Annotated in this window: 23 protein-coding genes and 1 pseudogene; 6 read left to right on the top strand and 18 right to left on the bottom strand. The window is 64.3% G+C overall.

Annotated elements, in window-relative coordinates:
- The 9 genes from IC66_RS0105850 to IC66_RS0105810 all read right to left on the bottom strand — a co-directional run.
- A partial coding sequence (locus tag IC66_RS0105850; protein WP_038946984.1) for a heavy metal translocating P-type ATPase occupies positions 1–1,404 on the bottom strand: 1,404 nt, incomplete at its 3' end.
- An 11-nt stretch (positions 1,405–1,415) separates the two neighbouring features.
- Positions 1,416–1,901 carry a FixH family protein gene (locus IC66_RS0105845; RefSeq protein ID WP_038946983.1) on the bottom strand — a complete coding sequence of 162 codons (486 nt, stop codon included), beginning with the start codon at positions 1,899–1,901 and terminating at the stop codon, positions 1,416–1,418.
- Positions 1,902–1,916: 15 nt separating this feature from the next.
- Positions 1,917–3,383, bottom strand: a complete 1,467-nt coding sequence (gene ccoG / locus IC66_RS0105840) for a cytochrome c oxidase accessory protein CcoG (RefSeq protein WP_028143084.1) — start codon at positions 3,381–3,383, stop codon at positions 1,917–1,919.
- Between the two features lie 112 nt (positions 3,384–3,495).
- Complete coding sequence (ccoP, locus tag IC66_RS0105835) at positions 3,496–4,371, bottom strand: cytochrome-c oxidase, cbb3-type subunit III (protein ID WP_028143085.1); 876 nt, start codon at positions 4,369–4,371, stop codon at positions 3,496–3,498.
- Between the two features lie 6 nt (positions 4,372–4,377).
- Positions 4,378–4,542 carry a cbb3-type cytochrome oxidase subunit 3 gene (locus IC66_RS0105830; RefSeq protein ID WP_018322742.1) on the bottom strand — a complete coding sequence of 55 codons (165 nt, stop codon included), beginning with the start codon at positions 4,540–4,542 and terminating at the stop codon, positions 4,378–4,380.
- Positions 4,543–4,555: 13 nt separating this feature from the next.
- The gene (ccoO, locus tag IC66_RS0105825) at positions 4,556–5,290 is read right to left on the bottom strand and encodes a cytochrome-c oxidase, cbb3-type subunit II (RefSeq protein WP_018322741.1); all 735 of its coding nucleotides are present in this window, start codon (positions 5,288–5,290) and stop codon (positions 4,556–4,558) included.
- An 11-nt stretch (positions 5,291–5,301) separates the two neighbouring features.
- The gene (ccoN, locus tag IC66_RS0105820; protein ID WP_038946982.1) at positions 5,302–6,951 is read right to left on the bottom strand and encodes a cytochrome-c oxidase, cbb3-type subunit I; all 1,650 of its coding nucleotides are present in this window, start codon (positions 6,949–6,951) and stop codon (positions 5,302–5,304) included.
- A 222-nt stretch (positions 6,952–7,173) separates the two neighbouring features.
- A complete protein-coding gene (locus IC66_RS0105815) occupies positions 7,174–7,599 on the bottom strand; it encodes a CBS domain-containing protein (protein WP_028143087.1) in 426 nt (141 codons plus the stop codon).
- 34 nt (positions 7,600–7,633) lie between these two features.
- Positions 7,634–8,467: a universal stress protein gene (locus IC66_RS0105810; RefSeq protein WP_028143088.1), complete on the bottom strand. Its 834-nt coding sequence runs from the start codon at positions 8,465–8,467 to the stop codon at positions 7,634–7,636.
- Positions 8,468–8,667: 200 nt separating this feature from the next.
- Here IC66_RS0105810 and fixL point away from each other — a divergent pair, with 200 nt between their 5' ends.
- The 4 genes from fixL (at position 8,668) to IC66_RS0105790 (ending at position 12,112) form a co-directional block, all read left to right on the top strand.
- The gene (fixL, locus tag IC66_RS0105805; RefSeq protein WP_038946981.1) at positions 8,668–10,185 is read left to right on the top strand and encodes a sensor protein FixL; all 1,518 of its coding nucleotides are present in this window, start codon (positions 8,668–8,670) and stop codon (positions 10,183–10,185) included.
- A 17-nt stretch (positions 10,186–10,202) separates the two neighbouring features.
- A complete protein-coding gene (fixJ, locus tag IC66_RS0105800) occupies positions 10,203–10,820 on the top strand; it encodes a response regulator FixJ (protein WP_038946980.1) in 618 nt (205 codons plus the stop codon).
- Between the two features lie 73 nt (positions 10,821–10,893).
- Positions 10,894–11,310, top strand: coding sequence for a response regulator transcription factor (locus IC66_RS0105795; protein WP_028143091.1), 417 nt, complete (start codon positions 10,894–10,896; stop codon positions 11,308–11,310).
- Positions 11,311–11,413: 103 nt separating this feature from the next.
- Positions 11,414–12,112, top strand: coding sequence for a helix-turn-helix domain-containing protein (locus tag IC66_RS0105790; protein ID WP_038946979.1), 699 nt, complete (start codon positions 11,414–11,416; stop codon positions 12,110–12,112).
- Between the two features lie 68 nt (positions 12,113–12,180).
- Here the strand turns inward: IC66_RS0105790 and IC66_RS0105785 are convergent, their stop codons facing one another.
- Genes IC66_RS0105785 through IC66_RS0105770 form a run of 4 tightly spaced genes read right to left on the bottom strand, consistent with a single transcriptional unit; the run spans position 12,181 to position 18,056 of the window.
- Entirely contained in the window at positions 12,181–13,467 is a 1,287-nt protein-coding gene (locus IC66_RS0105785; RefSeq protein WP_028143093.1) for an MFS transporter, read from the bottom strand.
- A 23-nt stretch (positions 13,468–13,490) separates the two neighbouring features.
- Positions 13,491–14,009: a PRC-barrel domain-containing protein gene (locus IC66_RS0105780; RefSeq protein WP_028143094.1), complete on the bottom strand. Its 519-nt coding sequence runs from the start codon at positions 14,007–14,009 to the stop codon at positions 13,491–13,493.
- A 20-nt stretch (positions 14,010–14,029) separates the two neighbouring features.
- Positions 14,030–16,234: an amylo-alpha-1,6-glucosidase gene (locus IC66_RS0105775; RefSeq protein ID WP_028143095.1), complete on the bottom strand. Its 2,205-nt coding sequence runs from the start codon at positions 16,232–16,234 to the stop codon at positions 14,030–14,032.
- Between the two features lie 58 nt (positions 16,235–16,292).
- Complete coding sequence (locus IC66_RS0105770; RefSeq protein ID WP_028143096.1) at positions 16,293–18,056, bottom strand: ABC transporter ATP-binding protein; 1,764 nt, start codon at positions 18,054–18,056, stop codon at positions 16,293–16,295.
- Positions 18,057–18,331: 275 nt separating this feature from the next.
- On the opposite strand from IC66_RS0105770, the gene IC66_RS0105765 reads away from it, so the two are divergent.
- Positions 18,332–19,402, top strand: a complete 1,071-nt coding sequence (locus IC66_RS0105765; RefSeq protein WP_028143097.1) for a glycosyltransferase family 4 protein — start codon at positions 18,332–18,334, stop codon at positions 19,400–19,402.
- A gap of 183 nt (positions 19,403–19,585) precedes the next feature.
- Here IC66_RS0105765 and IC66_RS0105760 read toward each other — a convergent pair whose 3' ends face one another.
- The 5 genes and pseudogenes from IC66_RS0105760 to IC66_RS0105745 all read right to left on the bottom strand — a co-directional run bounded on the left by IC66_RS0105760 (position 19,586) and on the right by IC66_RS0105745 (position 25,749).
- Positions 19,586–21,517: an alkyl/aryl-sulfatase gene (locus tag IC66_RS0105760; RefSeq protein WP_038946978.1), complete on the bottom strand. Its 1,932-nt coding sequence runs from the start codon at positions 21,515–21,517 to the stop codon at positions 19,586–19,588.
- 129 nt (positions 21,518–21,646) lie between these two features.
- Complete coding sequence (locus IC66_RS49075) at positions 21,647–22,927, bottom strand: TRAP transporter large permease (RefSeq protein ID WP_038971836.1); 1,281 nt, start codon at positions 22,925–22,927, stop codon at positions 21,647–21,649.
- A gap of 219 nt (positions 22,928–23,146) precedes the next feature.
- Positions 23,147–23,623, bottom strand: a pseudogene (locus IC66_RS49070) (TRAP transporter small permease); the annotation flags it as partial.
- A 154-nt stretch (positions 23,624–23,777) separates the two neighbouring features.
- Complete coding sequence (locus IC66_RS0105750) at positions 23,778–24,779, bottom strand: DctP family TRAP transporter solute-binding subunit (protein ID WP_038946977.1); 1,002 nt, start codon at positions 24,777–24,779, stop codon at positions 23,778–23,780.
- A gap of 199 nt (positions 24,780–24,978) precedes the next feature.
- Positions 24,979–25,749: a methyltransferase domain-containing protein gene (locus IC66_RS0105745; protein ID WP_038946976.1), complete on the bottom strand. Its 771-nt coding sequence runs from the start codon at positions 25,747–25,749 to the stop codon at positions 24,979–24,981.
- Positions 25,750–25,896: 147 nt separating this feature from the next.
- Here IC66_RS0105745 and IC66_RS0105740 point away from each other — a divergent pair.
- Positions 25,897–26,145, top strand: a 249-nt coding sequence (locus IC66_RS0105740) for an SDR family NAD(P)-dependent oxidoreductase (protein ID WP_038946975.1), incomplete at its 3' end; no start/stop codon positions are given.

Below are 26,145 nucleotides of genomic sequence, written 5' to 3'. Positions count from 1 at the left end.
CGCGAGCCGGCCGGCGAGCTCGAAGATGTCGGCGGGGATGTTGGCGGCATTCATCACTTCGAGATCGGGCAGCGTCAGCGTGCCGGTCTTGTCGAAGATGACATGGTCGGCTTCGGCCAGCCGCTCGATCGCGTCGCCGGAATTCAGCAGCACGCCGGACTTGAACATTGCGCCGGAGGCGATGGTCTGCACGGTCGGAATGGCAAGCCCCAGCGCGCAGGGACAGGTGATGATCAGCACGGCGACGCCCGTCACGATCGCATCATGCCAGGACGCGCCGGCAATGACCCAACCGAGGATGGTGATGAACGCGGTCGCATGCACCACCGGCGCATACAGCCGCGAGGCGCGGTCGGCGAGGCGCATATAGCGCGAGCGCGCCTGGAGCGCGTTATCGAGCAGCCGCGTGATCTCGGCGAGCAGCGTCGCCTCGGACGCGGCCGAAACCCGCACCCGCAGCGTGCCGGAGATGTTCATGGAGCCCGCATAGACCGGCGTGCCCTGCTCGGCCGTGACGTAGAGCGTCTCGCCGGTGATCAGGCTCTGGTCGATCTCGGAACGGCCCTCGATCACGGTGCCGTCGACCGCGCAACGCTCGCCGGGCCGGAGCAGCACGATGTCGCCGGGATTAATCGCGGCCACCGGCACCTGCGATATCTCGTCGGGACCGATGAACTTGGCCGCCGTCTCCGCCTTCAGCGCGGCGAGATTGCCGGCGACTGCGCGGGTGCGCCGCCGCATGTTCTGGTCGAGGAAGCGGCCGACGAGCAGGAAGGTCAGCAGCATGATCGCTGCGTCGAAATAGGCGTGTTCGGCGTGGTGGAAGGTCTCGACCACGGACATGCCGAGCGCCAGAATCACGCCGATCGAGATCGGCACGTCCATGTTGGTCGTCTTCGCCGACAGCGCACGCCAGGCCGAGCGGAAGAACGGCTGGCCGGCATAAGCCGCCGCCGGCAATGCGATCAGCGCCGACAGCCAGTGGAAGAAGTCGCGCTGCTCCGGCAGCATGTCCGAGACGTTGCCCGACCACACCGGGATCGACAGCATCATCACGTTCATCGTGGCGAACGCCGCGACACCGAGGCAGCGCAGCAGGAAGCGCGATTCGGCGACCTCCGCCACCTCCGCGCTCTCGGTCTCGAACGGATAGGCCTTGTAGCCGAGCTCCTCGAGGCGATCGATGAAACGGCCGGGATCGAGCGTACCCGCCTTCCATTCCAGCGCGACGCGGCGGTCGGTGAGGTTGACGCGCGCCAGCGTGACGTCGGGGATGGCGGACAGGCCGCGTTCGATCTTGGCCATGCAGCCGGCGCAGTGAACGCCTTCGACCGCGAGATCGATATGCTGGACGCCCTCGCCCGCGGCCCGGACGTAGTGCGAGAAATCCCGCGTGACGTGCATGTCGAAGTCCTTCAGTTCAGGATCACGCGATTACGCGATAGAAACACACGCGTCCCCCGCGCCTCGCCCTCGATCACCAGGTCCCATTGCCCGGGCGCGACGGAGGCGGCATTGCCGCGATAGAGGCCGATGCCGGCTTCGGTGAGCTCGACGGCGAGATCGGCGCGCTTGTCGGTCGGCCGCTCCAGCCGGCCGCCGAATTTCAGTCCGGCGATCGGCTGGCCGCCGGCATCGCGCGCCTCGACCTGAACCACCGCGCCGCCGTCGTTGCGGCGTTCGATATGGGCGTTGACCTTCCATTTGCGCGCGGCCTGGTCCTGCGCCGCCGAAATCTCGCGGTCGTAGGTCAGTCCCGCGGCATAGGGGCTGTCGACCTCGGTGCCGGGCAGCGTCGCGATCGCCAGCTTCATCATCGTGACGTTGACGCCGATCACGAGGCCGAAGAAGGCGACCAGCATCAGGAAGACCTTGGTTCCGGTCAGCGGCTTGGATGACATGACGGTCTCCTGGATTTACGGCGCGACGAAATTGTCGGTGGCGCTCGCGGCGACACCCAGTCCGATATCCATGACGTGGAAGCGGACCGGAATCGACTTCTCCGGATTGTTTTCGGCCGGCGCGGTGACGAGCAACCGCAGCTCGCTGGTGGAGTCGCGCGGGATCACGATGATCGGCCGATCCGGCGTCACCGAATCGACGCCGACGACGTGCATCGTGGGATTGGCTGGCCCCTCCACGTCGATGGCGATGGCGCGGTCGTAGCCGCTCTTGTTCAGCAGCCGCACCGTATAGGCGTTGCGGATCGAGCCGTCGCTGAGCTTGACCGCGACCGGATTGCGGTCATGCAGCACGTTGACGTCGAGCAGGCTGCGGGTCGCGAGCGTATAGACCATGAAGCCGCCGATCGCCGCGATGATCGCGCTGTAGACGATGGTGCGTGCCCGGACGATCCGGTAGATCGGCGCCTTGCCCTCCTGGCGTCGATGGATGTTGATGTCGTTGTCGTAGCCGATCAAGCGCTTCGGCCGGCCGATCTTCGTCATCACGTTGTCGCAGGCGTCGATGCAAAGGCCGCACTGGATGCATTCCATCTGCGGTCCGTTGCGAATGTCGATTCCGGTCGGGCAAACCGCGACGCACTGGTAGCAATCGACGCAATCGCCAACCTGCTCGCCGAGCGCGCGCAGCTCGGCGGCCTTCTTGACCGAGGTGCGCTTCTCGCCGCGGTCGTAGCGGTAGGTGACGTTCAGCGCCCATTCGTCGGTGAGCGCGGCCTGGATGCGCGGCCACGGGCACATATAGGTGCAGACCTGCTCGCGCATGTAGCCGGCGAGCAGATAGGTCGAGGCCGTGAGAATGCCGATCCAGATATAGGCGATCATCGGCCCCTGGAAGGTGACGAGCTCCTTCACCAGGGTCGGTGCGTCGTTGAAGTAGAGCACCCAGGCGCCGCCGGTCCACCAGGCGATCATGAGCCAGATCGAATGCTTGAGCACGATCTCGGAGATCCGCTCGAGCTTCAGCGGGTCGGACGATTTGTCCTTCTTCATCCGCTCGCGCCGGTCACCTTCGATCAGACGCTCGACGGCATAGAACAGGTCGGTCCACACCGTCTGCGGACAGAGATAGCCGCACCAGATGCGGCCGCCGACCGAGTTCATCAGGAATAGCGCCACCGCGGCCACGATCAACAGGCCGGTGAAGTAGTAGACCTCCTGCGGCCACAGCTCGATGAAGAAGAAGTAGAAGCGGCTATTGGGAAGATCGATCAGCACCGCCTGGCTGGGGGCGCCGAGGCCCCGGTTCCAGCGCACGAACGGCAGGAAATAATAGACGCCGAGGCAGATCGCCATCAGGCTCCATTTGATCCGGCGGAACGTGCCGGAGACGCTCTGGGGATAGACCTTCTTGTGGGCTGCGTAGAGCGGCCCGTTGTCATCATCCAATGTGAGGTCTTTGGGGTTCACGGTCTTGTTCATCGCCTGGAGCTTCTCGAAAAGGTGCGATTGAACCTAGACCCGACACCGCCGCGTCAGTTGATCCAGCTCAAACGGGGGCACTTTTGTTCACCCCCGTCTGCAGCGAGATCTGCTATTTTCCACCGCCCAGCGAATGAACGTAGACCGCCATTGCCTTGATGGTGGCGGGATCGAGCCGCCCTTCCCAGGCCGGCATGACGCCGGCACGGCCCTGGCTGATGGTCTCGATCAGAGCCGCCTCGTCGGAGCCGTAGAGCCAGATCTTGTCGGTCAGGTTCGGGGCCCCCATCTCCTGGTTGCCCTTGCCGCCGTCGCCGTGGCAGGCGACGCAATTCTCCGCAAAGATCTTCTCGCCCTTGGCGGCATCGAAGCCGTTACGGGTCGAAAGGCCCGCCAGCGACCGCACGTAGTTGGCGACCGTGACGATCTCGTCGGACTTCAGCACGCCGTCCTTGCCGAAGGCGAGCATCTGGCCCTCATGGGTCTTGGCATGACCGGAGCGCGCGCCGAACTGGATGGTCTGCATGATCTGGTCGAGCGTGCCGCCCCACAGCCAGTCGTCGTCGTTCAGGTTCGGATAGCCCTTGGCGCCGGCGGCGCCGGAGCCGTGGCAGGGCGCGCAATTGTCGCCGAACACGGTCTTGCCCTTGGCGCGGGCGAGCGCCAGCAAGGCCGGATCCTTCTCGATGTCGGCGAGCGAGGCTGCGCCCAGCGCCGCCATCTTGTCACCGCGGATCTTCTCGAGGTTGGCGAGCTCGACCGCGACGTCGGCGCGCGAGGAGTAGCCGAACATGCCCGTAGTATTGCTTTGGATCAGCGGCCAGGCCGGATAGACGATCCAGTAGCCGATCGACCAGATGATGGTGAGGTAGAACGAGATCACCCACCAGCGCGGCAGCGGTGTGTTGAGCTCCTTGATACCGTCCCACTCGTGTCCGGTCGTGGACTTGCCGGAGACGGAATCGATGTCGCTATGATGATCGGTCATGGTCTCTCACTCCTCCCGCAACGGCAGGTGCGCTGCTTCGTCGAAGACAGCCTTGTTACGGGGCCAAAATGCGTAGGCGATGATCGCGAGAAAGATCGCGACGAACACCGGGGTCCAGATCGTCGTCACGAGCTCGGACGCTAGATTATGGACTGACAGGATAGCTTTCATCGTTCATGCCTTCTCAGCGAAGATTGGCTTTCTCGTTGTAGATCTTGAAGTCGACCAGCGTGCCGAGCATCTGCAGGTACGCAACCAGCGCGTCCATCTCGGTCGGCGTGCCGGCCTTGCCGTCGAAATTGCGCACGACGGCTTTGGCGTAGCGCTTGTTGAAGGCGTCGCCGCCGGAATTGTCCGGGTCGGCCTGGGCCTTCATGTCGGCGCCCGCGTTGGCGATCTGGTCGTCCGTGTACGGCGTGCCGACGGCCTTCAGCGTGCGCATGTGGTCGGCGATCGTGTCCGGGTCGACCTCGGTCTGGCTGAGGAACGGATAGCCCGGCATCACCGACTGCGGCACGATCGCGCGCGGGTTGGTCAGATGGGTGACGTGCCAGTCGTCGGAATACTTTGCGCCAACTCGGGCAAGGTCTGGACCGGTGCGCTTCGAGCCCCACTGGAACGGATGGTCGTACATGCTCTCGGCGGCAAGCGAGAAGTGGCCGTAGCGCTCGACCTCGTCGCGCAGCGGGCGGACCATCTGCGAGTGACAGAGATAGCAGCCCTCGCGAACGTAGACGTTGCGGCCCGCCAGCTCCAGCGGCGTGTAGGGCCTGACCCCGTCGACCTTCTCGATCGTGCTCTTGAGGTAGAACAGCGGGGTGATCTCGACGAGACCGCCGATCGCGATCACCAGCAGGATGCCGACGATCAGGATGATCGAGTTCTTTTCGAAGATTTGGTGGCGTGTCCAGAACGACATGGTGGAGCTCCTCATTCCGCCGGCTGAAGAGCGACGGGCATCTGGACTTCCGCCTCGCCGACGCGAACGGTCATCCAGAGGTTATAGGCCATGATCAACGAGCCGATCAGGAACAGCCCGCCGCCGGCGGCGCGGATGATGTAGAAGGGATGCATCGCCTCGACCGTCTCGATGAAGGAATATTCGAGGAAGCCGAGCGAAGTGTAGGCGCGCCACATCAGACCCTGGAGGATGCCGGACACCCACATCGCCGAGATGTAGAGGACGATGCCGAGGGTCGCGACCCAGAAGTGCCAGTTGACGAGCTTCAGGCTGTAGAGCCCCTTGCGATTCCAGGCCCACGGCACCAGGCAGTAGAGCGCGCCGAAGGACACGAAGCCGACCCAGCCGAGCGCGCCGGAGTGCACGTGGCCGATGGTCCAGTCGGTGTAGTGGCTGAGCGAGTTGACCACCTTGATCGACATCATCGGACCTTCGAAGGTCGACATGCCGTAGAAGGCGACGGAGACGACAAGCATGCGCAGCACGGGATCGGTGCGCAGCTTGTCCCAGGCACCCGACAGCGTCATCAGGCCGTTGATCATGCCGCCCCAGGAGGGCATCCACAGCATGATCGAGAAGGTCATGCCGAGCGTCTGCGTCCAGTCGGGCAGCGCCGTGTAGTGCAGATGGTGGGGACCTGCCCAGATGTAGAGGAAGATCAGCGCCCAGAAGTGGATGATCGACAGCCGGTAGGAATAGATCGGCCGCTCGGCGCGCTTCGGAATGAAGTAGTACATGATGGCGAGGAAGCCGGCGGTCAGGAAGAAGCCGACCGCGTTGTGGCCGTACCACCACTGGAACATGGCGTCCTGGATGCCGCCCCAGGCGACGTAGGACTTCGAGCCGAACACCGAGACGGGAAGCGCCGGGTTGTTGCCGAGATGCAGCACCGCGATCGTCACGATGAAGGCGAGATAGAACCAGTTCGCGACGAAGATGTGCGGTTCCTTGCGCTTGATGACCGTGCCGAGGAAGACGAGCAGATAGGTCACCCAGACGATCGTCAGCCACAAATCGGCATACCATTCCGGCTCGGCATATTCCTTCGACTGGGTGACGCCGAGCAGATAGCCGGTGCCGGCGACGAGAATGAAGAAATTGTAGCCCACCACGACGAACCAGGGCGCGAGGTCGCCGGCGAGGCGCGCGCGGCAGGACTTCTGCACCACGTAGAACGACGTGCCGATCAGCACATTGCCGCCGAAAGCGAAGATCACGGCGGAGGTGTGCAGCGGCCGCAGCCGGCCGAAGCTGGTCCAGGGCAGATCGAAATTCAGCGCGGGCCAGGCCAGCTGAGAGGCGATGATGAGGCCGACGAGGAAGCCCGCGATGCCCCAGAACATCGCCATGAAGGCGGTGAACTTGATCGGCCCCATGTTGTAGTTGGGGCGGCCGTTGATCTCCGCCGGCGGCAGCGTAGCCGGCCGGTCGAGGTAGCGATTGACGATGACGAACACTGCGGCAAGGCTCGCTGCCGCACTGAGCGCGGCATGGAAGGCGAACGGCGCATCCAGCGCCTTGGCCGAGGCGATCACGCAGAGGAAGGCGGTGACTGCGAACACGACAGCCAAGCCGCTTTCACCGATGGTCATGGATTTGGAGATGGAGGGCTGGCTCATGCGGATTCTCTCTGAAAGAACACAGCGCCAGAAACCACATTCACCCTCACTCGGAATTGATTGAAATCAAGACAGGCATTTAAGTTCTCCGTAGCCGGCGATGATCCCTTTGGTTCCCTTGAAATCTCGACACGCGAGCAGGCCGGCCCGGCGTGACGCGCAAACGGGAATAGCCTCCGTATAATCACGGAGGCGATAATGAAATCGATCAGGGATAGTCCGTCAGTCGCGCGCGGTCGCCTTCAGCGCCGCGATGACATCCTCGCGGGCGATGATTCCGACCAGCTTCTGCGCACCGTCGAGCACGATGATGCTCCTGATGCGGTGCTCCACCATGATCTGGAGCACGCGCGTCAGCCGCGTGTCGGGGCTGACATAGATGAACTCGGGCGTCATGACGTCGCCGATCTTGCGGCTCATCAGGTCGTGATAGCGGGGCAGCATCTGGCTCGGCGTGAAGGCGAAGCACTTCAGGATGTCGAATTTGGTGACGATGCCGACCACCTGCCCGTCGTCCTCGACCGGATAGGAGTTGAAATCATCGGTCTCGAACATCTCGCTGAGCTCGAGCAGGTCACGGTCGCGCTGCACCGCCTTGACGTTGCGCGTCATGTAGCCGTCGACGGTCTGTTCAAGAAATCTGTACACGGCGCGTCCTCCTCGATTCGATTCTGGCCGGCCGTCAGTGCGACAGCAGCACGCTGCGGGCGGTCTGCGTGACCAGATATTGGGTGACGCCTCCCAGGATCAGTTCACGAAACCTCGAATGACCATAGGCGCCCGCAACGATCAGGCCGGCATCGACGTCGCCGGCGACTTTCTCCAATTGCGCGGCGGCGGTTTCGTTCCGGGCGCCTTCGTAGATGCGCGCGGTCGCGGTGACGCCGTGGCGGGCGAGCCAGGCGGCAACGTCGGTGACGCCGGCCATCACGACCGAACGGTCGTCGTCGCGCTCCGGAATTGTGGTGATAGTGACGTCCCTCGCCTTGCGCAGCATCGGCAGCGCGTCGGACACGGCCCGCCGGGCCTCCGGCGTGTCCTTCCACGCCACCAGCACATTCCGCAGATCGAGCCAATTGACCCGATCGGGGACGACGAGAAGCGGACGGCCGGCCTGCATCACCAGGTCCTTGGGGCTCGCGAGCGCGAACGCATCGGAGAAGGCCGGGCTCTGCCCGCCGCTGACGACGATGTCGGCGCAGCGCGCCTGCGCCAGGACGAATCGCGCCGGAAAGTCCATGGCGCTGCGCCACTCCGCATATCCGCCGCGATTCCTGGTGGCGGCGCGGAATTGCGCCTCGAGGCCAGCCAGCCGCCGCTTGACCGAAGCTTCGCCCTCGTCGATCAGCGCTTGCGCCTCGGCGCCGTCGGTGAAATAGAGCGGCGGCGCGAACTGGGCCGCGGCGACCCCGACGATATCAGCCTCGAATCGCTCGGCGAGTTCGCCCGCGACCTGAAGACGCGCTTCGTTGGACTGGTCGAGCGCCAGGCTGACCATCACCGTCGCGTATGTCATCGTAATTCTCCAGTACCAAGACTTTGGTGAAATTTACGCCTGCCTCCGCACATCGGGATGAGATAGATCAAGGAGGGCGCCGACGCTCGACTTGCCGTCAATCGGCAAACCGACAGAACTTGCCTCCGGCCCGGCCTTAGGCGACATTAGGGGAGCGGTAACCGCGTCCGGAGCCGCCGCATCAGGATGAGGAGCATCATTTGTCGCCGACCCGCGTAACGCACTCGCAGGACGACGGTCGGGGCGAACGATTTCGCGTTCGGATCGAAGGGTTCGGCGTCGGCACCTGGGACCTCGACCTCGCGACACGGGAATTGGACTGGTCCGATACCGCCAGGGCTCTGCTCGGCGTCGAACCGGGCCAGCCGGCGAGCTACGATCTCTTCCTGTCGCGGCTTCAACCGACCGATAGGGAGCGGGTCGAGAGCGCAATCAAGCGCGTTTCCGAGCGTGGCGGCAGCTTTGACGTGTCTTTCAAGGTCGCGCACCCCTCAGGCAACGGGCAATGGATTCGCGCCCGAGCCGGACTCATTCGGGACGAAGCCGGCACGGCGCGTCATCTCAGCGGCATCTTTCTCGACATCGACGAGGAAAAGCAGGTGGAGGAGGCGCTGCGCACGCGCGAGACCCACCTCCGCTCGATTCTTCATACTATTCCCGACGCCATGATCGTCATCGACGGCCACGGCATCATGCAGCTGTTCAGCACGGCTGCGGAGCGCCTGTTCGGCTGGTCCGAGCACGAGGCAATCGGTCAGAACGTCAGCATTCTGATGCCGGAGCCTGATCGCACCCGCCACGACGGCTACATCGCCCGCTACCGCTCCACGAACGATCCGCACATCATCGGCATCGGCCGCATCGTGACCGGCAAGCGCCGCGACGGCACGACCTTTCCGATGCACCTGTCGATCGGAGAGATGGAATCCGCCGGCGAGCCCTATTTCACCGGATTCGTCCGCGACCTCACCGAGCACCAGCAGACCCAGGCCCGGCTCCAGGAATTGCAATCCGAGCTCGTCCACGTCTCGCGACTGACTGCGATGGGCGAAATGGCCTCCGCGCTCGCCCACGAGCTCAATCAGCCACTGGCCGCGATCAGCAACTACATGAAGGGATCGCGGCGGCTGCTCGCCGGCAGCACCGACGCGAACACGCCGAAGATCGAAAGCGCGCTGGATCGCGCGGCGGAGCAGGCCTTGCGCGCTGGCCAGATCATCCGGCGCCTGCGCGACTTCGTCTCGCGCGGCGAGTCGGAGAAGCGGGTCGAGAGCCTGTCCAAGCTGATCGAGGAGGCCGGCGCGCTCGGGCTTGCCGGCGCGCGCGAGCACAACGTACAGCTCCGCTTCAGCCTCGATCCCGACGCCGATCTCGTCCTCGCCGACCGGGTGCAGATCCAGCAGGTGCTGGTCAATCTGTTCCGCAACGCGCTGGAGGCGATGGCGCAGTCGCCGCGCCGCGAGCTCGTCGTCGCCAACACCCGCGTCGCCGACGACATGATCGAGGTGGAGGTCTCCGACACCGGCTCCGGCTTCCAGGGCGACGTCATTCCAAACCTGTTTCAGACCTTCTTCACCACCAAGGAAACCGGCATGGGCGTGGGACTGTCCATCAGCCGCTCGATCATCGAGGCTCACGGCGGCCGCATGTGGGCCGAGAGCAATGCATCGGGCGGCGCGACATTCCGCTTCACCTTGCCGGCGACCGCCGAGAACTGACTGACGAGAACCGATTCATGACGACCAAGGGACATGTCTACGTCATCGACGACGATGCGGCGATGCGGGATTCGCTGAACTTCCTGCTGGATTCCGCCGGCTTCGGCGTCACGCTGTTCGACAATGCGCAGAGCTTCATCGACGCCCTGCCCGGCCTCGCCTTCGGCTGCGTCGTCTCCGACGTGCGCATGCCGGGACTCGACGGGATCGAGCTGCTCAAGCGGATGAAGGCGCAGCAAAGCCCGTTTCCGATCCTGATCATGACCGGTCATGGCGACGTGCCGCTCGCAGTCGAGGCGATGAAGCTGGGGGCGGTCGACTTCCTGGAAAAGCCGTTCGAGGACGACCGCCTCACCACGATGATCGAATCGGCGATCCGCCAGGCCGAGCCCGCCGCCAGGAGCGAGGCCGTCACGCAGGACATCGCCGCCCGCGTCGCCTCCTTGAGTCCCCGGGAGCGCCAGGTCATGGAGGGGCTGATCGCGGGCCTGTCCAACAAGCTGATCGCCCGCGAATACGACATCAGCCCGCGCACCATCGAGGTCTACCGCGCCAACGTCATGACCAAGATGCAGGCCAACAGCCTGTCGGAGCTGGTCCGCCTCGCAATGCGCGCCGGCATGCTCAACGATTGAGGCAAGTCGGATAGGGGCAAACGGGATTGAGGCAAGTCAAGGCCCCTTCCCGGCGCCGTGCTAGCCAAGCAGCATGATCGAGGTCGGTTCACATCATGAGCGGCCGTCGTCCTCAGCGCTCCCCACCGTCTACGTGGTCGATGATGATGCCGCCGTCCTGGGCTCTCTGCGGTTCCTGCTGGAAACCGACGGCTTTGCCGTGCGGACCTTCAGGAGCGGCACCGCGCTGCTCAACGCCGGCGGCGCGCGCGGGGCGGACTGCTACGTGATCGACTACAAGATGCCCGACATCAACGGCATCGAGTTGGCGGGCCGCCTGCGCGAGGCCGACCGCGGCGCCCCCGTGATCCTGATCACCGGCTATCCGGACGAGAACATCTCGACCCGGGCGGCCGCGGCGGGCGTCAAAGACGTGGTTTTGAAGCCGCTTCTCGACGAAAACCTGATCAAGCGCATCCGCCGGGCCATTCAGGACCGCCCCCGCGCGTGACCTACGGGATTCTACGTAGGTAGACCCCCTTAAGATATCGCTCGAAATTTTCGAAGCCCCCGATACCGCGTACCAAAGCGTCATCACAACGGAGATGGCGCAGATGCTCACCCAGACCCTCAACACCCAGGCGATCAACACCCAGATTGTTGGCAAGATCGCCCCAGGCCATCCCGTTACCGACCAGTTCGGCGCCATCACCGGCCATGTCGGCCTCGTCGCCACCGAGTTCTCCTACCGCAAGGACGAGGAGATCTATGGCGAGGACGAGCCGGCCGAATATGTCTACCAGGTCGTGTCCGGCGCAGTGAGCAGCTACAAGCTCCTGTCCGACGGCCGCCGCCAGATCGGCGCCTTCCATCTTCCCGGCGACGTGTTCGGCCTCGAATCCGGTCCGGCTCACCGCCTTGCTGCCGAAGCCATCATCGACACCACCGTGCGCCTCGTGAAGCGCGCCAGCCTCGAGAAGGCCGCCGGCACCGACGTCCAGGTCGCCCGCAAGCTCTGGGCCATGACCGCCTCGGAGCTGCGCCATGCCGAGGATCACATGCTGCTGCTGGGCCGCAAGACCGCGATGGAGCGCGTTGCGACCTTCCTGCTCGAAATGGACCGCCGCCTCGCCGTTGCCGGCATGATGGCGCTGCCGATGTGCCGCCGCGACATCGGCGACTATCTCGGCCTCACCCTCGAAACCGTGTCGCGCGCGCTGTCGCTGCTTCACGCCCAGGGGATTCTGGGCTTCTCCGGCGCCCGCCAGATCGTGCTGCGCAACCGCCAGCGCCTGCAACATCTCGACGCCTGATCTTCCTCCTCCCTACCCACTTGGCCGGCCGAACGCGTTTCGGCCGGCCATTTTCTTTGGGCCTCGAATCATGCCGTGCGCCGCGTCTCCGGCATCACGAACAGAATCAGCAAGAGCCCGGTCGCGGCAACGCCGGACAGCCCGATGAAGGCGGTCGCATTGCCGAACTTGTCGCTGACATAGCCTCCGAGCGCAGTGCTTAAGGACGCGCCGATGCCGATCGCAGTGCCGACGATGCCCTGCGCCAGGTTGAAATGGCCGCTGCCGAAGGCGACATCGGCCACGATCAGCGGAATCATCACCGCGAACACCGCCGCAGTGAGGCCGTCGAACACCTGCACTGCGACCAGCAGATACGGATCACGCACGGTCGCAAACAGCAGGCCGCGAATCGTCAGCGCGCCGAATCCGATCAGGAGCAACGGCCGCCGGCCCCACGCTTGCGCCTTGCGCCCGACCGTCGGCGACAGCAGCGCCACGATCGCTTGCGGAACGACGATGCAAAAGGCGACGAGCACCGTCGCCCATTGGGCGGACCGCGCCGTCACAGCGCTCGCCATCAGCGGCATCATCGCGGCATTCGCCAGCTGCAACAACAGCACGCTGAGGGCGAAGACGATGAGCGGCCGCTGCCGGATCAGGTGCCAGATATTGGTGTCGCCACGGTCCGCCGCTTCGCGCGGCATCTCGCCGTGGCAGCGCGCAATGTCGACCTCGTGCTCGCGGATGCGCGAGAGGGCGATCAGGGTCGGAATCGCGAGTAGGAATGTGACCAGGAAGACCGAGCGGCTCGACAGCAGATAGCCCGCGGTGCCCATCACCGCCGCCGCTACGCCGTTGCCGAGCGAGGCAAAGCGCGCGTTGCGGCCGAGCCGCTCGCCGATCGCGAGCGGGCCGACGAGGCCAAGGCTGATCGCCGCAATCGCCGGCCCCAGCACGCAGCTCGCCGCCGCATGCAGGGTGGCCGCGGCCACCACCACCGGAAAGATCGGCATCGCGGCATAGGCCAGCGCGCAAGCGCCGATGGTGGCGATCGCAAGGGCGGCGACCAGTCGCTCCGATTTGGCGGCATCGATGATCGCCCCGCCCGGCATCTGCCCGATCAACGCGACGATACCGCCGATCGACAGCACGAGGCCGATCTCGACCTGGGTCCATTTCTGGGTCGTCAGATAGACTGCGATGAAGGGACCGAATCCGGTCTGCACGTCGGCGAGGAAGAAGATGAACCAGTCGAGGCCACGCAGGCTCTGGCGCGACGGCGCAGGAATGCCCGCGGCCGATGGCGCGGTGACGTTGTCCTGCTCGGCGCGGCCGTCACGATCCGCATGGTTCGGCTTCCTCGACAACAGCACAGGCGGTCAGCCCTCCCGGCACCTCACTGGATCGCTTGCAGCGGTTGAAGGCTGCCGGACGCGCCGAGCACGACGATCGGCGTGTCTTCCTTGTATTCCGGCGCGGCCGCGACCTGCGCCTTGGTCAGTTCCAGCGTGATGCTGTCCTTCTTGTTGGCAATCTTGCCGAAGCGCAATGCGTTCCAATCCACCACGATCTTGCGGCTGCCGACCCCGAGAAATCCGCCGAAATCGATGGCCGCGGCGCGGACATGGCCGCCGCGGTCGACGATGACGTCGACGATGCGACCCATGTCCTCATCCGCGGCGCTACGCACGTCGCGGCCGAGCACGCCATGGGCCTCGCTCGCGCCGATGATGGTCACCGACGGCGGCGGCGCGGCGTCCTTCGGCGTGACCGGGACGGCCGAGGTCGGCGACGCTGCCGTCGGCGCTTTCGCCTCGCTCTGCCCTGCAGGCGGCTCCTCTGCGGCGCGCGACGTGGCCACCGCCAGGCCCGCGACGATGGCTATGCCAAGGATCAACGCTCCGATCGCACGCATGACACTCTCCCTGCGCGCCGCTAGCGCGCCAGCACGATCGACACCTGGATCTGGCCGCGCGTGCGCAAGACTTCCAGCGCCACGTCGTCGCCGTGTCGGCTGACACGAAGATCGACACTGGATTCGCCGAGCCTGAGATCGCGCAGGATCACCTCGTTGAGGAACGCCGGCAGATGCGGGTTGCGCAGGCGAATCTCGCTGCGCGCCACGTCGAACTCGATGCCGAGCGCCGCCTCCAGCAGCGTGAACGGCGTCGCGCTGGCCCAGGCCTGCGGCGCGCAGGCGACCGGATAGAGCGTCGGGCCGCGGCGCTTCTCGCGCCGGAAGCCGCAGAACAATTCGGGCAACCGGCGCAGGTCCATATAGGTGGCGGCGTCGAACAGCCCCTTGAAGACATGCGCGACCGAATGCTTGAGGCCGTAGCGCGCGAGCCCGAGCGCGATCAGCGCGTTGTCGTGCGGCCAGATCGACCCGTCATGATAGGACATCGGGTTGTAGCGCACCTCACCGACGGCGACCGTGCGGATGCCCCAACCCGAGAAGAAATGCGGCCGCATCAAATCGGCGGCGACGAGGCGGGCACGGTCCTCGCGGATCATGCCGCTGAACAGCACCTGGCCGGCGTTCGAGGTCCGCACCTTGCAGGGCCGCTTCTTGCCGTCGAGGGCGGGAGCGTAGCTGCCGAGCTCCTCGCACCAGAACGCCTTCTCGAAGCGCTCAGCCAGCGTCCTGGCTTCGGCCTCGAGCTTACGCGCACGGTCCGGCTTGCCGAGCCTCAGCGCGCAACGCGCAGCGAGCAGCTTGGCTGCGTAGACGTAGCCCTGGACTTCGGCGAGCGCGATATTGCCTTCCGCAAGCTGGCCGTCGGCATGGAAGATCGCATCGTACGAGTCCTTCCAGCCCTGGTTGGCGAGCCCCTTCTCGGTCGCGCGCTGGTATTCGACGAAGCCGTCCTGGTCCGGATCGCCGGGACCGTCGATCCAGGCCAGCCCCGCCTCGATCGCCGGCCATAGCTCGATCAAGGTCTTCTCGTCCCCGGTCCGCTCGAAATAGCTCCCGGCGAGCAGCACGAACAGCGCGGTCGAATCGACGCTGCCATAATATTGCGCGAACGGCACCTCGCGCAGCGCCGCCATCTCGCCGCCGCGCATCTCATGCAGGATCTTGCCGGGCGCGGCATCGGCGAGCGGATCTGTCGCCTTGGCCTGGAAATGCGCGAGCCGGCGCAACACGCCCTTGGCGACGCGCGGATCGACCCACAGCATCTGGAGCGCGGTGATCAGGCCATCTCGGCCGAACGTCGTCGAGTACCAGGGAATGCCGGCATAGGGATAACGCCCCTGCGGCGTCTCCGTCATCAGCATGTTGAGGTCGGCCATGGCCTGGCACAGCACCTCGTTGAAGATGTTGTTCGAGGTCTCGATGCTGGCGGCGCCCATCGTGGACCGGCGCATCTCGCGGCGATGGGCGAGCAGGCCCCTGAAGAAGCGTGCGGGCTTCTCCGCGACCGGCCGGTTGCAGGATACAGCGACGAACAGCGATTTGGATTCATGCGGGTCCAGCTCGATCTGCCAGGTCGCGGCATTCACCGACAGCCGCGTCGGACGCGGGTCGAAATGCAGGCCGGTGGTGCGCTCGGTGTCGTCGAGGCCGCGATATTCGAACAGGACGTCGGTCGGCCCGAGCAATTTGCTCGTGCCGGTCCCGCGGCGCGGGCGGCGCTCGCCGCGGACCTCGAACAGATCGGCAAAATCGTTGTCGAACAGCAACGTCAGCTCGAAACTGGCCCGCCCGTCGCCGTGGTTCTGCACGCCGATGCGCTGATAGGCCGTGCCGCGCCACAGGAAGATCGTGCGCACGATGTGCAGCAGGTCCTTCTGGAAGACGAGGCGGCCCTGACGGTAGATGTCGGGATTGGTGAGATCGACGGTGAGCGACGAATTATCGTCGCGCAGATTGGAGCCGAGCAGCAGCGGCTGGAGGTCGTCGAGCACGAGCTCCAGCCGTGCCAGATAGCGGGTGTCGTAGTGAAACAGACCGTCCGGCCCGCCGGCGGAGGCGCCGATGTCGCCATGGCTGTCGAGCACGATGAAGGTGTCGTCGTGCTTTAGGGACCGCCGCGGCCGGGCCGACGGCCCGGTCATGGGAATGTAGAAAGGCTGTTCCGCAACCTGTTCGGAGGTGCGCGTCACGGAGACGAATTGGGCTACGGCTTCGGCCGACATGAGCTGCTCCCCTGCGCTTGTTTCGAAACGCAACCGACTCGAGAACGCGACTGTGGGTTTACGCGGCGGCTTGCGCGAGCCGGCTCATTTCCCGCGTGACCAGCTCACGATATGGCCCGTGGCCCTGCATCAGACGCTCCGGCGAACCGTCCTCGATGATCTTACCATGCTTCAGCACCACCACGCGGTCGAAATTGCGCAGCGTCGCCAACCGGTGCGCGATCGCGATGACGGTCCGGCCGCGCATAAGGCGCGATAGCGCCTCGCGGATCGCTTCCTCGGACTCGCTGTCGAGCGCGGCGGTCGCCTCGTCCAGCAGCAGGATCGGCGCATCCTTCAGGAAGGCGCGCGCGATCGCGATGCGCTGGCGCTGGCCGCCGGACATCTTGACGCCGCGGTCGCCGACCATGGTGTCGAGGCCATCGGGCAGGCTCTCGACGAAATCGCAGCGTGCTGCGATCGCCGCGCGCAGCACCTCGTCATCGGTCGCATTCGGCCGACCATAGCGGATATTCTCGCGGATGGAACGGTGGAACAGGGAAATGTCCTGGGGCACCACGGAGATCGCCTCGCGCAGGCTCTGCTGCGTGACCTTCGAAATGTCCTGGCCGTCGATCGTGATGCTGCCCTCGTCGGTATCGTAGAAGCGCTGCAGCAGCGTGAACAGTGTGGACTTGCCGCCGCCGGATTGGCCGACCAGGCCGACGCGCTGGCCGGGCTGGAGCCGCAGGCTGAAGCGCTCGAAGATCTTCTCGCCGCCGGGATAGCCGAAGGTGACGTTATTGTACGCGATCGCGGCGCCGCTCTTGACCAGAGGCTCCGCCTCGGGATGATCACGCAATTCGTGCGGCACCAGCAGCGTGGCGATCGCCTCGGTCAGCCGCGCAACGTGCTGGGTTACGTCGACCAGCGCCACCGCAAGGTCGCGCGTCGCGCTCAGGATGGAGATACCGAGCGTACAGACCAGCACCACGTCGCCGGTGGTCGCCTCGCCCTGCTGCCAGAGCGTGACTGCCCAGGCCATCAGCGCGATCGTCAGAAGCACGGTCACAGCGGCATGCAGCAGCCGCAGCTTTTCCAGATAACGCAGGCTGCGGCTTCGCGCGGTCAGTTCCCGGCTCACGGTCGCGTCGAACCGCTCGTGCTCGTGGCCGATACCGCAGAAGGCCCGCACCAGGGGCATGTTGCTGATGACGTCGATCATCTCGCCGTCGACGACGGCGGCCTTGTCGGCGAAATCGTCATGCAGCGGCTTGCCCGCGGCGGCGAGGCGGAACATCGCAACCACCATGCCGCCGGCAATCACGATCAGGCCAAGCGCCATGTAAGGACTGACGGTTCCAATCAGGGCGATTGCCGCAATTGTGGCAATGCAGGGCGGCAAAACGTTCCAGACGAACATGTTCTCAACCGTGAACACCGCGTTCGACGTCGCGGTGATACGGCTCGTCAACATGCCGGGCATCCGGTCCGAGAAGTAGCTCGGCGCGTGTCCGGTCAGATGACGAAATATGTCACGTCGTAAGTCTCCCGTGACACGAACGAAGGTGAAGCTCGCCGTCCAGCTCGCGATCCGCCACAGGAAGTTGTCAGCGGCGATCAGCGACATGAGTAAAATGAATGCCAGCCATACGCCGCCGCCTTGCGAAGGACCCGCAGACAAGGCGTCGACAAGGGATTTGACCCCGTATTGGGTGCCTACGGAGCAGGCAACCGCCGCAACGACCGCGGCCAGGATCACCAGATGCGATGCCATTCGCATCCGAAGATAGCGCAAGACAAAGGCAAATGGCCTGCGCGCGTATCCAGAAAGATGATCCATTTGGCTATCGCCCCGTTTGCTGGTCTTCATTTTGTTACTGATCGACTGAACATCGACCAGTTCGCCTCGGTTCCCGGGCAACCTCATCACGACATGCGGATGCGGACGATCTGCGAAGATGTGATGGCAGCATCGCGACGAACACCGGACGTGTCGAATAAGTAACCTTTGGAGGAAGGAACTTCGCAAGTGCGGGAACGTTCCCTTGGCTGGCATTGCCGGTGCCGACAAGCGGGGGCTTTCTACGATCATGATCGCACAAAGGAGATGGTGAGATGCGCATCGCGCAGGTTGCTCCGTTGACGGAGGCTGTTCCACCCAAGCTGTATGGCGGCACCGAGCGGGTGGTGCATTGGTTGACGGAAGAGCTGGTGGCCCTCGGGCACGACGTGACGCTATTTGCCAGCGGCGACTCGCAGACATCAGCCAAGCTGGATGCGCTGTGGCCCAAGGCGCTCCGTCTCGACGGTTCCGTACGTGACCCCAATGCACTGCACATGGTGCTGCTGGAGCGTGTGCGGCAAAAATGTGACGACGAGGAGTTCGACTTCCTCCACTTCCATCTCGACTATTATCCGTGGTCGTTGTTCCACCGCCAGCCGACGCCATTCCTGACCACGCTGCACGGCCGGCTCGACCTGCCGGAGCATCAGCCGGTGTTCAACACCTTCTCGAAGATGCCCGTCATTTCGATCTCCAATGCGCAGCGACGGCCGGTGCCGCAGGCGAACTGGGTGACCACGATTCATCACGGTCTTCCGGAGAACTTGCTGACGCCGAAGCCGGCGAAACAGGAATATCTCGCCGTGCTCGGCCGCATCGCGCCCGAGAAGGGCGTCGACCGCGCCATCAAGATCGCGACCCATTGCGGCATTCCGCTGAAGATCGCGGCCAAGGTCGATCGTGCCGACCAGGATTACTACGACGAGCTGATCCGGCCGATGATCGAGAACAATCCGCTGGTGGAGTTCATCGGCGAGATAAGCGATCACGAGAAGTCGGACTTTTTGAGCGGCGCGCTCGGCCTTCTGCTGCCGATCGACTGGCCGGAGCCGTTCGGCCTTGTGATGATCGAAGCCATGGCCTGCGGAACGCCGGTGGTCGCCTTCAACCGCGGCTCGGTGCCGGAGATCATCGACGAGGGGCTGACCGGCTTCGTCGTCGAGGATGTCCTGAGTGCAGCCGGCGTCGTCAATCGCCTTCCGCAACTTGACCGCACTGCGATCCGCAAGCAGTTCGAGGCGCGTTTCACGGCGCGGCGAATGGCACTGGATTACCTCGCCGCCTATCGCAGCCTCGCCGAGGAACAGTCGCCGCGGATCAAGCTGGTGAGCAGCGCGGAGTAGGCTAGCCACAATCACAACTGTCGTCCCGGACAAGCGCGCCCTAAGCGCGCGCCGATCCGGGACCCATACTCCGCAGCATTAGTTTTGCGAAGACTCGGAGTTGCCAGCTCGCGCAAAAACGCAATCCTGTGGTTATGGGTCCCGGCTTTCGCCGGGACGACACTGGTATTGTTGCGAAAGCACCTACCTCACCACCGCCCGCTTCGGCTCCACGATCTCGAACATGCGCGGAAACTCGTCCATCAGGCCCATCAGCTCGGCGAGCTTCATCGGGTTGCCCGACAGCTTGACCTTGCCCGCAGCCACCGCCTCCGGAAAGCTCGTCAGCTTGGCGATCACCTCGTCGAGCGTTGCGCGCGCCAGCGTGAAGCTGGCATCGGCGCCCTCTGCCTGCACGCCCTCGCTATAGGTCAGCGCGCAGTTCTCCAGATTGAGCACGAAGGTCTCGCCGGTATCGGAAAAACTCCAGTTCAGCACGATGCGCTTGCCCTCGGCGTTGGGACCGTTGAGGCGGATGCCGAGCACGTCCCAGAGCTGGCTGGTGCGCAGCGCAGCCAGCGTCTCGCGCGGCATCGGGGGGCGCGCCGGCACCTTCGGCATGCCCTGGCGCAATTCCTGCGCGCCGAACAGATAGGCGTTACGCCAGGTCGCGCTTTCGGCGGCGTAGCCGAGCTGCTCCAGCGTGTCGGCGAGCAACGCGCGCGCTGCCGCATGGTCGGGCTCGGCGAAGACGAGATGGCCGAGCACTTGGGCGACAAAGCGGAATTCACCCTTATCGAAATCCGCACGCACCCGCGCGAGGATCGCATCCGCCCCGCCCATATACTCGACGTACTTCCTGCCTGACTCCACCGGCGGCAGCGGATCGAGATTGACCGGGTTGGCGTCGTACCAGCCGAGATATTTCTGGTAGATCGCCTTCACATTGTGCCGGATGTGGCCGTAATAGCCGCGGCCGTGCCAGGCGCCTTCCAGGCTCTTGGGCAGCTGGATCGTCTCGGCGATCTCGGCCGCGGTGAGGCCGTGATTCATCAGGCGGATGGTCTGGTCATGCGCAAATTTGTAGAGGTCGCGCTGCTGCCGGATCATCGTGCCGATGCGGTCAGCTCCCCACACCGGCCAATGATGTTGGCCGCACATCGCCTCCGCCTTGCCGTCCCAGAGCTGCAAGGCCTCGCCCAGATATTTTGACCAGGCCAGCGCGTCGCGCACGTCGGCACCGCGGAACGGCAACAGATTGTGGAAATTATGAGTGCAGTTCTCGGCGAGGTTCAACAGCCTGTAGCGCGGGATGAAGAAATGCATCTCCGCCGGTGCTTCGCTGTTCGGCGCCATCTGGAATTCGAACTCGACGCCGTCGATGACGCGCCTGTCGCCGGTCGCCATGATCAAATCGGTCGGGCGTAGCAGCGCAACTGATCCTGCCGCCATCGACTTACCGAGCCCGCAATCGACCTGCCCCCGCGTCCCCTTGGCGAGCAGCGGCCCGAACTGATACTGCGCCCGGCGCAGCATCGCGGGGCCTGCGATGATATTCTCGGAGACAGCGTGCTCCATGAACAGGTTCGGAGCGATGATCGGCACGCGGCCGGTGGCGAGCGCGTCGTCCTCCAGCACGCCGCGCGCGCCGCCCCAATGATCGGTGTGGGTGTGGGTGAAGATCACGGCAGCAACGGGCTTCAGGCCACGATGCCTAAAGTAAAGATCGAGCGCGGCGCGGGCGCCTTCGATCGAGGTCAGAGTGTCGACGACGATGACGCCGCTGTCGCCCTCGATCAGCGTCATGTTGGCGATGTCGAGCCCGCGTACCTGGTAGACACCGGGCACGACCTCGAACAGGCCGTGCTGCATGTTGAGACGCGACTGCCGCCACAGGCTCGGATTGACCGTAGGCGGCGCCTGATCGGTGGACAGAAAGCCGTAAGGCTCGAGGCTCCAGACCGTCCTCCCTTGCGGGTTCGTGATCGTCGCGTTCTCGATCGTTCCGAGGAAGCCACGCGCGGCGTCGTCGAAATCCCGCGTGTCGGAAAACGGCAGCGCGTTCAGCATCGTTGTTTGCTGCGCGACGACGGACGGCGTCGCGTCCTTCGGCTCGCTGTTCGAAATGTCCGTCATCGAGATGGCTCCCCTGATCTGGTGAGAGCCATCTAACCGCATCTCACAGCCGTTTGCCATTGATGGAGCGAAGCGCAGCCGGGTTCACTCTCCCCTGGAGGGGGAGGTCGCTTCGTGCAGCTCCCATCGCTACATCCCCAGCAATCGCGGCAGCCACAGCGACAGCCCGGGCCAATACGTCACCACCACCAGGAATCCCAGCATCGTCAACAGCCACGGCCACACCGCGACCGTGAGCTCGGTGATGCCCATCTTGGCGATGCCGGAGGCGACGTAGAGGTTGAGGCCGACAGGCGGATGGCAGAGGCCAACCTCCATGTTGACTGTCATCAGGATGCCGAAATGGATCGGGTCGATGCCGAGCTTGATCGCGACCGGAAACAGGATCGGGGCCATGATCAGGATGATCGAGGACGGCTCCATCACGTTGCCCGCCAGCAGCAGCAGCAGGTTGACGAGGAGCAGGAAGCCGATCCACCCCAGGCCCTGGTCGATCATCCATTGCGCCAGTGCTTGCGGCACATTTTCGTAAGTCATCAGGAACGAGAACAGGACGGCGTTGGTGATGATGTAAAGCAGCATCGCCGAGAGATTCGCCGACGACAGCAGCACCCGCGGCACGTCGCTCAGCTTCAGGTCTTTATAGATGAACACGGCGACGATGAAGGCGTAGACCGCACTGACGGCGGCAGCTTCGGTCGGCGTGAACAGGCCGCTGTAGATGCCGCCGATCACGATCACGATCAGCAGGATGCCCCAGATCGACTTGCGGAAGGCATCGAAGCGCTCGAACAGCGTTGCCTTCGGCATCCGCGGATAGTCGTTGCGCCAGGCCCGATAGAACGTCGTGGCGCCGAGAAGCGAGGCCAGGACCAATCCCGGCACGATGCCGGCGATGAAGAGCTTGCCGACCGAGCTGTTGGTGGAGACGGCGTAGAGAACCATCGGGATCGACGGCGGAATGAGAATTCCAAGCGAGCCCGACGTCGTGATCACGCCCGCGCCGAACCGCTTCGGGAAGCCTTGCGCGACCATCGCCGGCAGGATCACCGAGCCGATCGCCACCACGGTCGCCGGCGACGAGCCGGAAATGGCGGCAAACAGCGCGCAGGCGACCACCCCCGACAGCGCGAGACCGCCGTACCAATGGCCGACCAGCGAGGTCGCGAAGGTGATCATCCGCCGCGCCACCCCGCCATGGGTCAGGAAGTTGCCGGCGAGGATGAAGAACGGGATCGCCATGATCTCGAAGTTCTCGATGCCGGTGAACAGCTTCAGCGCTACCGATTCCGTGCGCACGTCGGTCAAGGTGAACATGAAGCTGAGCACGGTGAGACCGAGCGCGATCGAGATCGGCATACCCGTCAGCATCAAGGAGAGCAGAAGCGCGAACACGATGAGGACGCGCAAGCCCTGCGGCAGCGTGATGACATGGCCCGCATGCGCGAAGCACAGCGCGACGATCAGGACTGGCAGCAGCATCAGGATCCAGCCGAGCGGGCTGCGCTCGTCGCGGACGACCTGACTATGCGTGACCGGCGCCGGATGCACCGGATCCGCCTCGACCCCCTCGACACCCGCCATGTCGTGATGCGGCAGTTCGCCGGTGCGATGGAACGACCAGGCGACCTGCAGGAAGCGGAAGCACATCAAGCCGGACCCGAGCGGGATGGTGAGATACACCATCCACATCGGTGCTTCCAAATCGTTGGATTGCTGGCCGGTCTGCCACATCTGCCCCACGAACGCGGCGCCGAAATAGGCGACGATGGCGGTGAAGAGAGCGCCGCACAACAGACCGAAGGTGATGACGCGGCGGCGCGATCCGCCGGGCAGGATGTTGACCAGCACGTCGACGCCGACATGGATGCCGGTCCGCACGCCGTAGGCGGCACCGAACTTCGCCATCCAGATGAACATGTAGATGCAGAGTTCCTGCGCCCAGGACAAATCAAGCGCGGCAAGCCAGACGAATGCAGCGCGCGCCGGGACGGCGAGGAAGGTCAGGTTGCGGGCTTCCGCCCATTTGGCGATGTCGATCGACAGGCCGGCGCCGTAGCGGTGCAGCACGGCGACGAAGATGAGCGACGTCGCAGCCGCGATCATCGTCGCGATCAGCCATTCCTCGAGATGATCGAGCACACGATTCAGCACACGCAGCAACTTCGTCCCCCCAGCATTGGCTCGTCCATTCAAGAGCGAACGGCCGGGAGTGCGATCACCCCCGACCGTTGCTATTGTTCTTGTCAGGGCGCGGCCGTCAGTTCATCTTGACATCGAGTTCCTTGGCGACGAGATCGAGCACTTCCTGCCCGACCCGGCCCTTTGCCCATTTATAAGTCGGCTGCATCGCGTCCTGCCACGCCTTGCGATCGGCATCGGTCAGGTAATGCAGATTGGTCTTGCCTGTCTTCTTGATCTCGGCCAGCGCGTCCTCGTTCTCCTGGCGCGCGATCGAGTTGGTGTAGTCGGATGCCTCCGCCATCGCCTTGTCGAGTTGGGTGCGGATATCGGGCGGCAGGCCCGACCAGAACTTCGAATTGACGATGACCGCATATTGCAGATGCGCGTGATAGGAAACGGTGATGTCTTTCTGCACCTCGTAGAACTTCTGCGTCAAGTAATTGGACGCGGTGTTCTCGCAGCCGTCGACCACGCCGGTCTGCAAAGCCTGGTAGACCTCGGAGAACGCCATGATCTGAGGGATGGTGCCGACCAGGCGGAAATACTGGTCGGCGACCTTGGATCCCGAGATGCGGAACTTGAGGCCCTGGAAATCCGTCGGCTTTATCAGCGGACGATTCGAGGAGACCATGTGGAAGCCGTTGTCCCAGTAAGCGAGGCCGGTAATGCCCTTGGCCTCGAGCTTCTGGAATAGCCACTTGCCGATGGTGCCCTTGATCGCGCTGGAATAGGTTTGATCGTCCTTGAATAGCCAGGGCAGATCGAGCGCCTCGAACTCCTTGATACCAAGGGGCGCGAATTTGGCGGTCGAAGGGGCAAGCATGTGCACCGAGCCGAGCTGCAGCGCCTCGATCTCCTCTTTGTCCTTATAGAGTGTGGAGTTCGGGTAGACTTCGACCTTGACCTTGCCGTCGGTGTAGTTCTCGGCGAGCTCCTTGAACTTCAGCGCGCCCTTCCCCTTCGGCGTGTCGTTGGCGACGACGTGGCTGAACTTGATGACGATCGGAGTTTGGGCCTGCGCAACAACGGGGGCCAAAACGAGCGCGGCCGCCGCGACCGCGAGAAGCAGTTTGCGCATGAAGACCTCCCAACAACCTCGACAAACCGGGTGCTTTTTTTGTTTTCCGGTTTGAGTAGTGGCAGCAATCCGCAGGCCGAACAACTAGACCTAAGCCCAATTTGCCGCAGCCAAGCTATCTTGACGAGCGCTGTCTACGCAACCCGGCACCTGCTTCCATCCAGGGGAACGAGCGCTTATGTCGCATTGCGGCAGTGCATTAGCTCTTGCGCTGGGCGACCATGAAGAGACGGCGGAACGGGAACAGGGTCTGCCCCGCCGCATTCTTCGGATAGGCCCTCGCAACCCGCGCGCCATAGGCGGCTTCGAATGCAATCTTCTCCTCGCCTGCGAGCACGTCGAGATAGCGCGTCAGCCAAGTCCCCTTGGTCCATTCCTTGACGGGGTTCTCGCCTTCCAGCACTTGCAGATATTCGGTCTCCCAGATGTCGATGTTGGCCGACATCGGCGCAAGAAGATCGTGATAGAATGCCGGGCCCTCGACCGGCGGCGGCGTCACGAGATGCTCGACCTTGGACCGCCACGGACCATCAAGCGCCGTCTCGCCGATCAGCACATGCGACGGCGCCAGAAAGTTGCGCGGCATCTGCACCGCGAGCATGCCGCCAGGCCTCACCTTCTCCATGACCGATGGAAACAGCGCCGCATGATTGGGCAGCCAGTGCAGTGCGGCATTGGAATAGATCAAGTCGTACTGCCCGGCGGGGCGCCAATGGCCGAGGTCCTCGTGGGACCATTCCACATCGGGTGCAGCCTTGCGGCCGGCGGCAACCATCTCGGCGGAGCCCTCGACGCCGGTCACGCTCGCCTCCTGCCAGCGCTCCTTGATGAGTTTTGTCACGTTGCCGGCGCCGGCGCCGAGATCGGCAATCTCGCGGGGGCCAAAATCCGGAATCCGCATCAAGAGGTCAACGGCGGGCCGGAGCCGGTGGCCGGAGAATTTTAAGTATTGCTGCGGATCCCAGACCATCGTCTCAACGCCTTTTTCTTTTTCGTGTTTCCTTCAACGGCGCTCTTGGTTACCACTGCTCGTCCCGCTCAGGCAATTCGCAAGGCGCGCGGGACGGGCAGGAAACGAACAGCAATAAGCAAGAACCAAACAAGAGAGCGTGTCACCATGGACCTCGGGCTCAAATCGAAAACCGCTGTCGTCACCGGCGCGAGCATCGGCATCGGCCGCGCGATCGCCAAGGGCCTCGCCGCCGAGGGCGTGCGCGTCGTCGGCGTGGCGCGGCGCACCGATCTTCTCGCCGAGCTGGTGAAGGAGGAAGGCACCGGGCTGATCACGCCGCTCGAACAGGACGTCATGGCCAAGGACGCGGCGGAGCGGATCGCGGCCTTTGCGGTGAAGGAGCTCGGCCATGTC

Origin of the sequence: Bradyrhizobium genomosp. III (assembly GCF_000261705.1) — a bacterium.
Taxonomy (GTDB): Bacteria; Pseudomonadota; Alphaproteobacteria; order Rhizobiales; family Xanthobacteraceae; genus Bradyrhizobium; species Bradyrhizobium ottawaense.
Note: the sequence above shows the minus strand (reverse complement) of the source record. Positions and strands in the feature narration are given on the sequence as shown.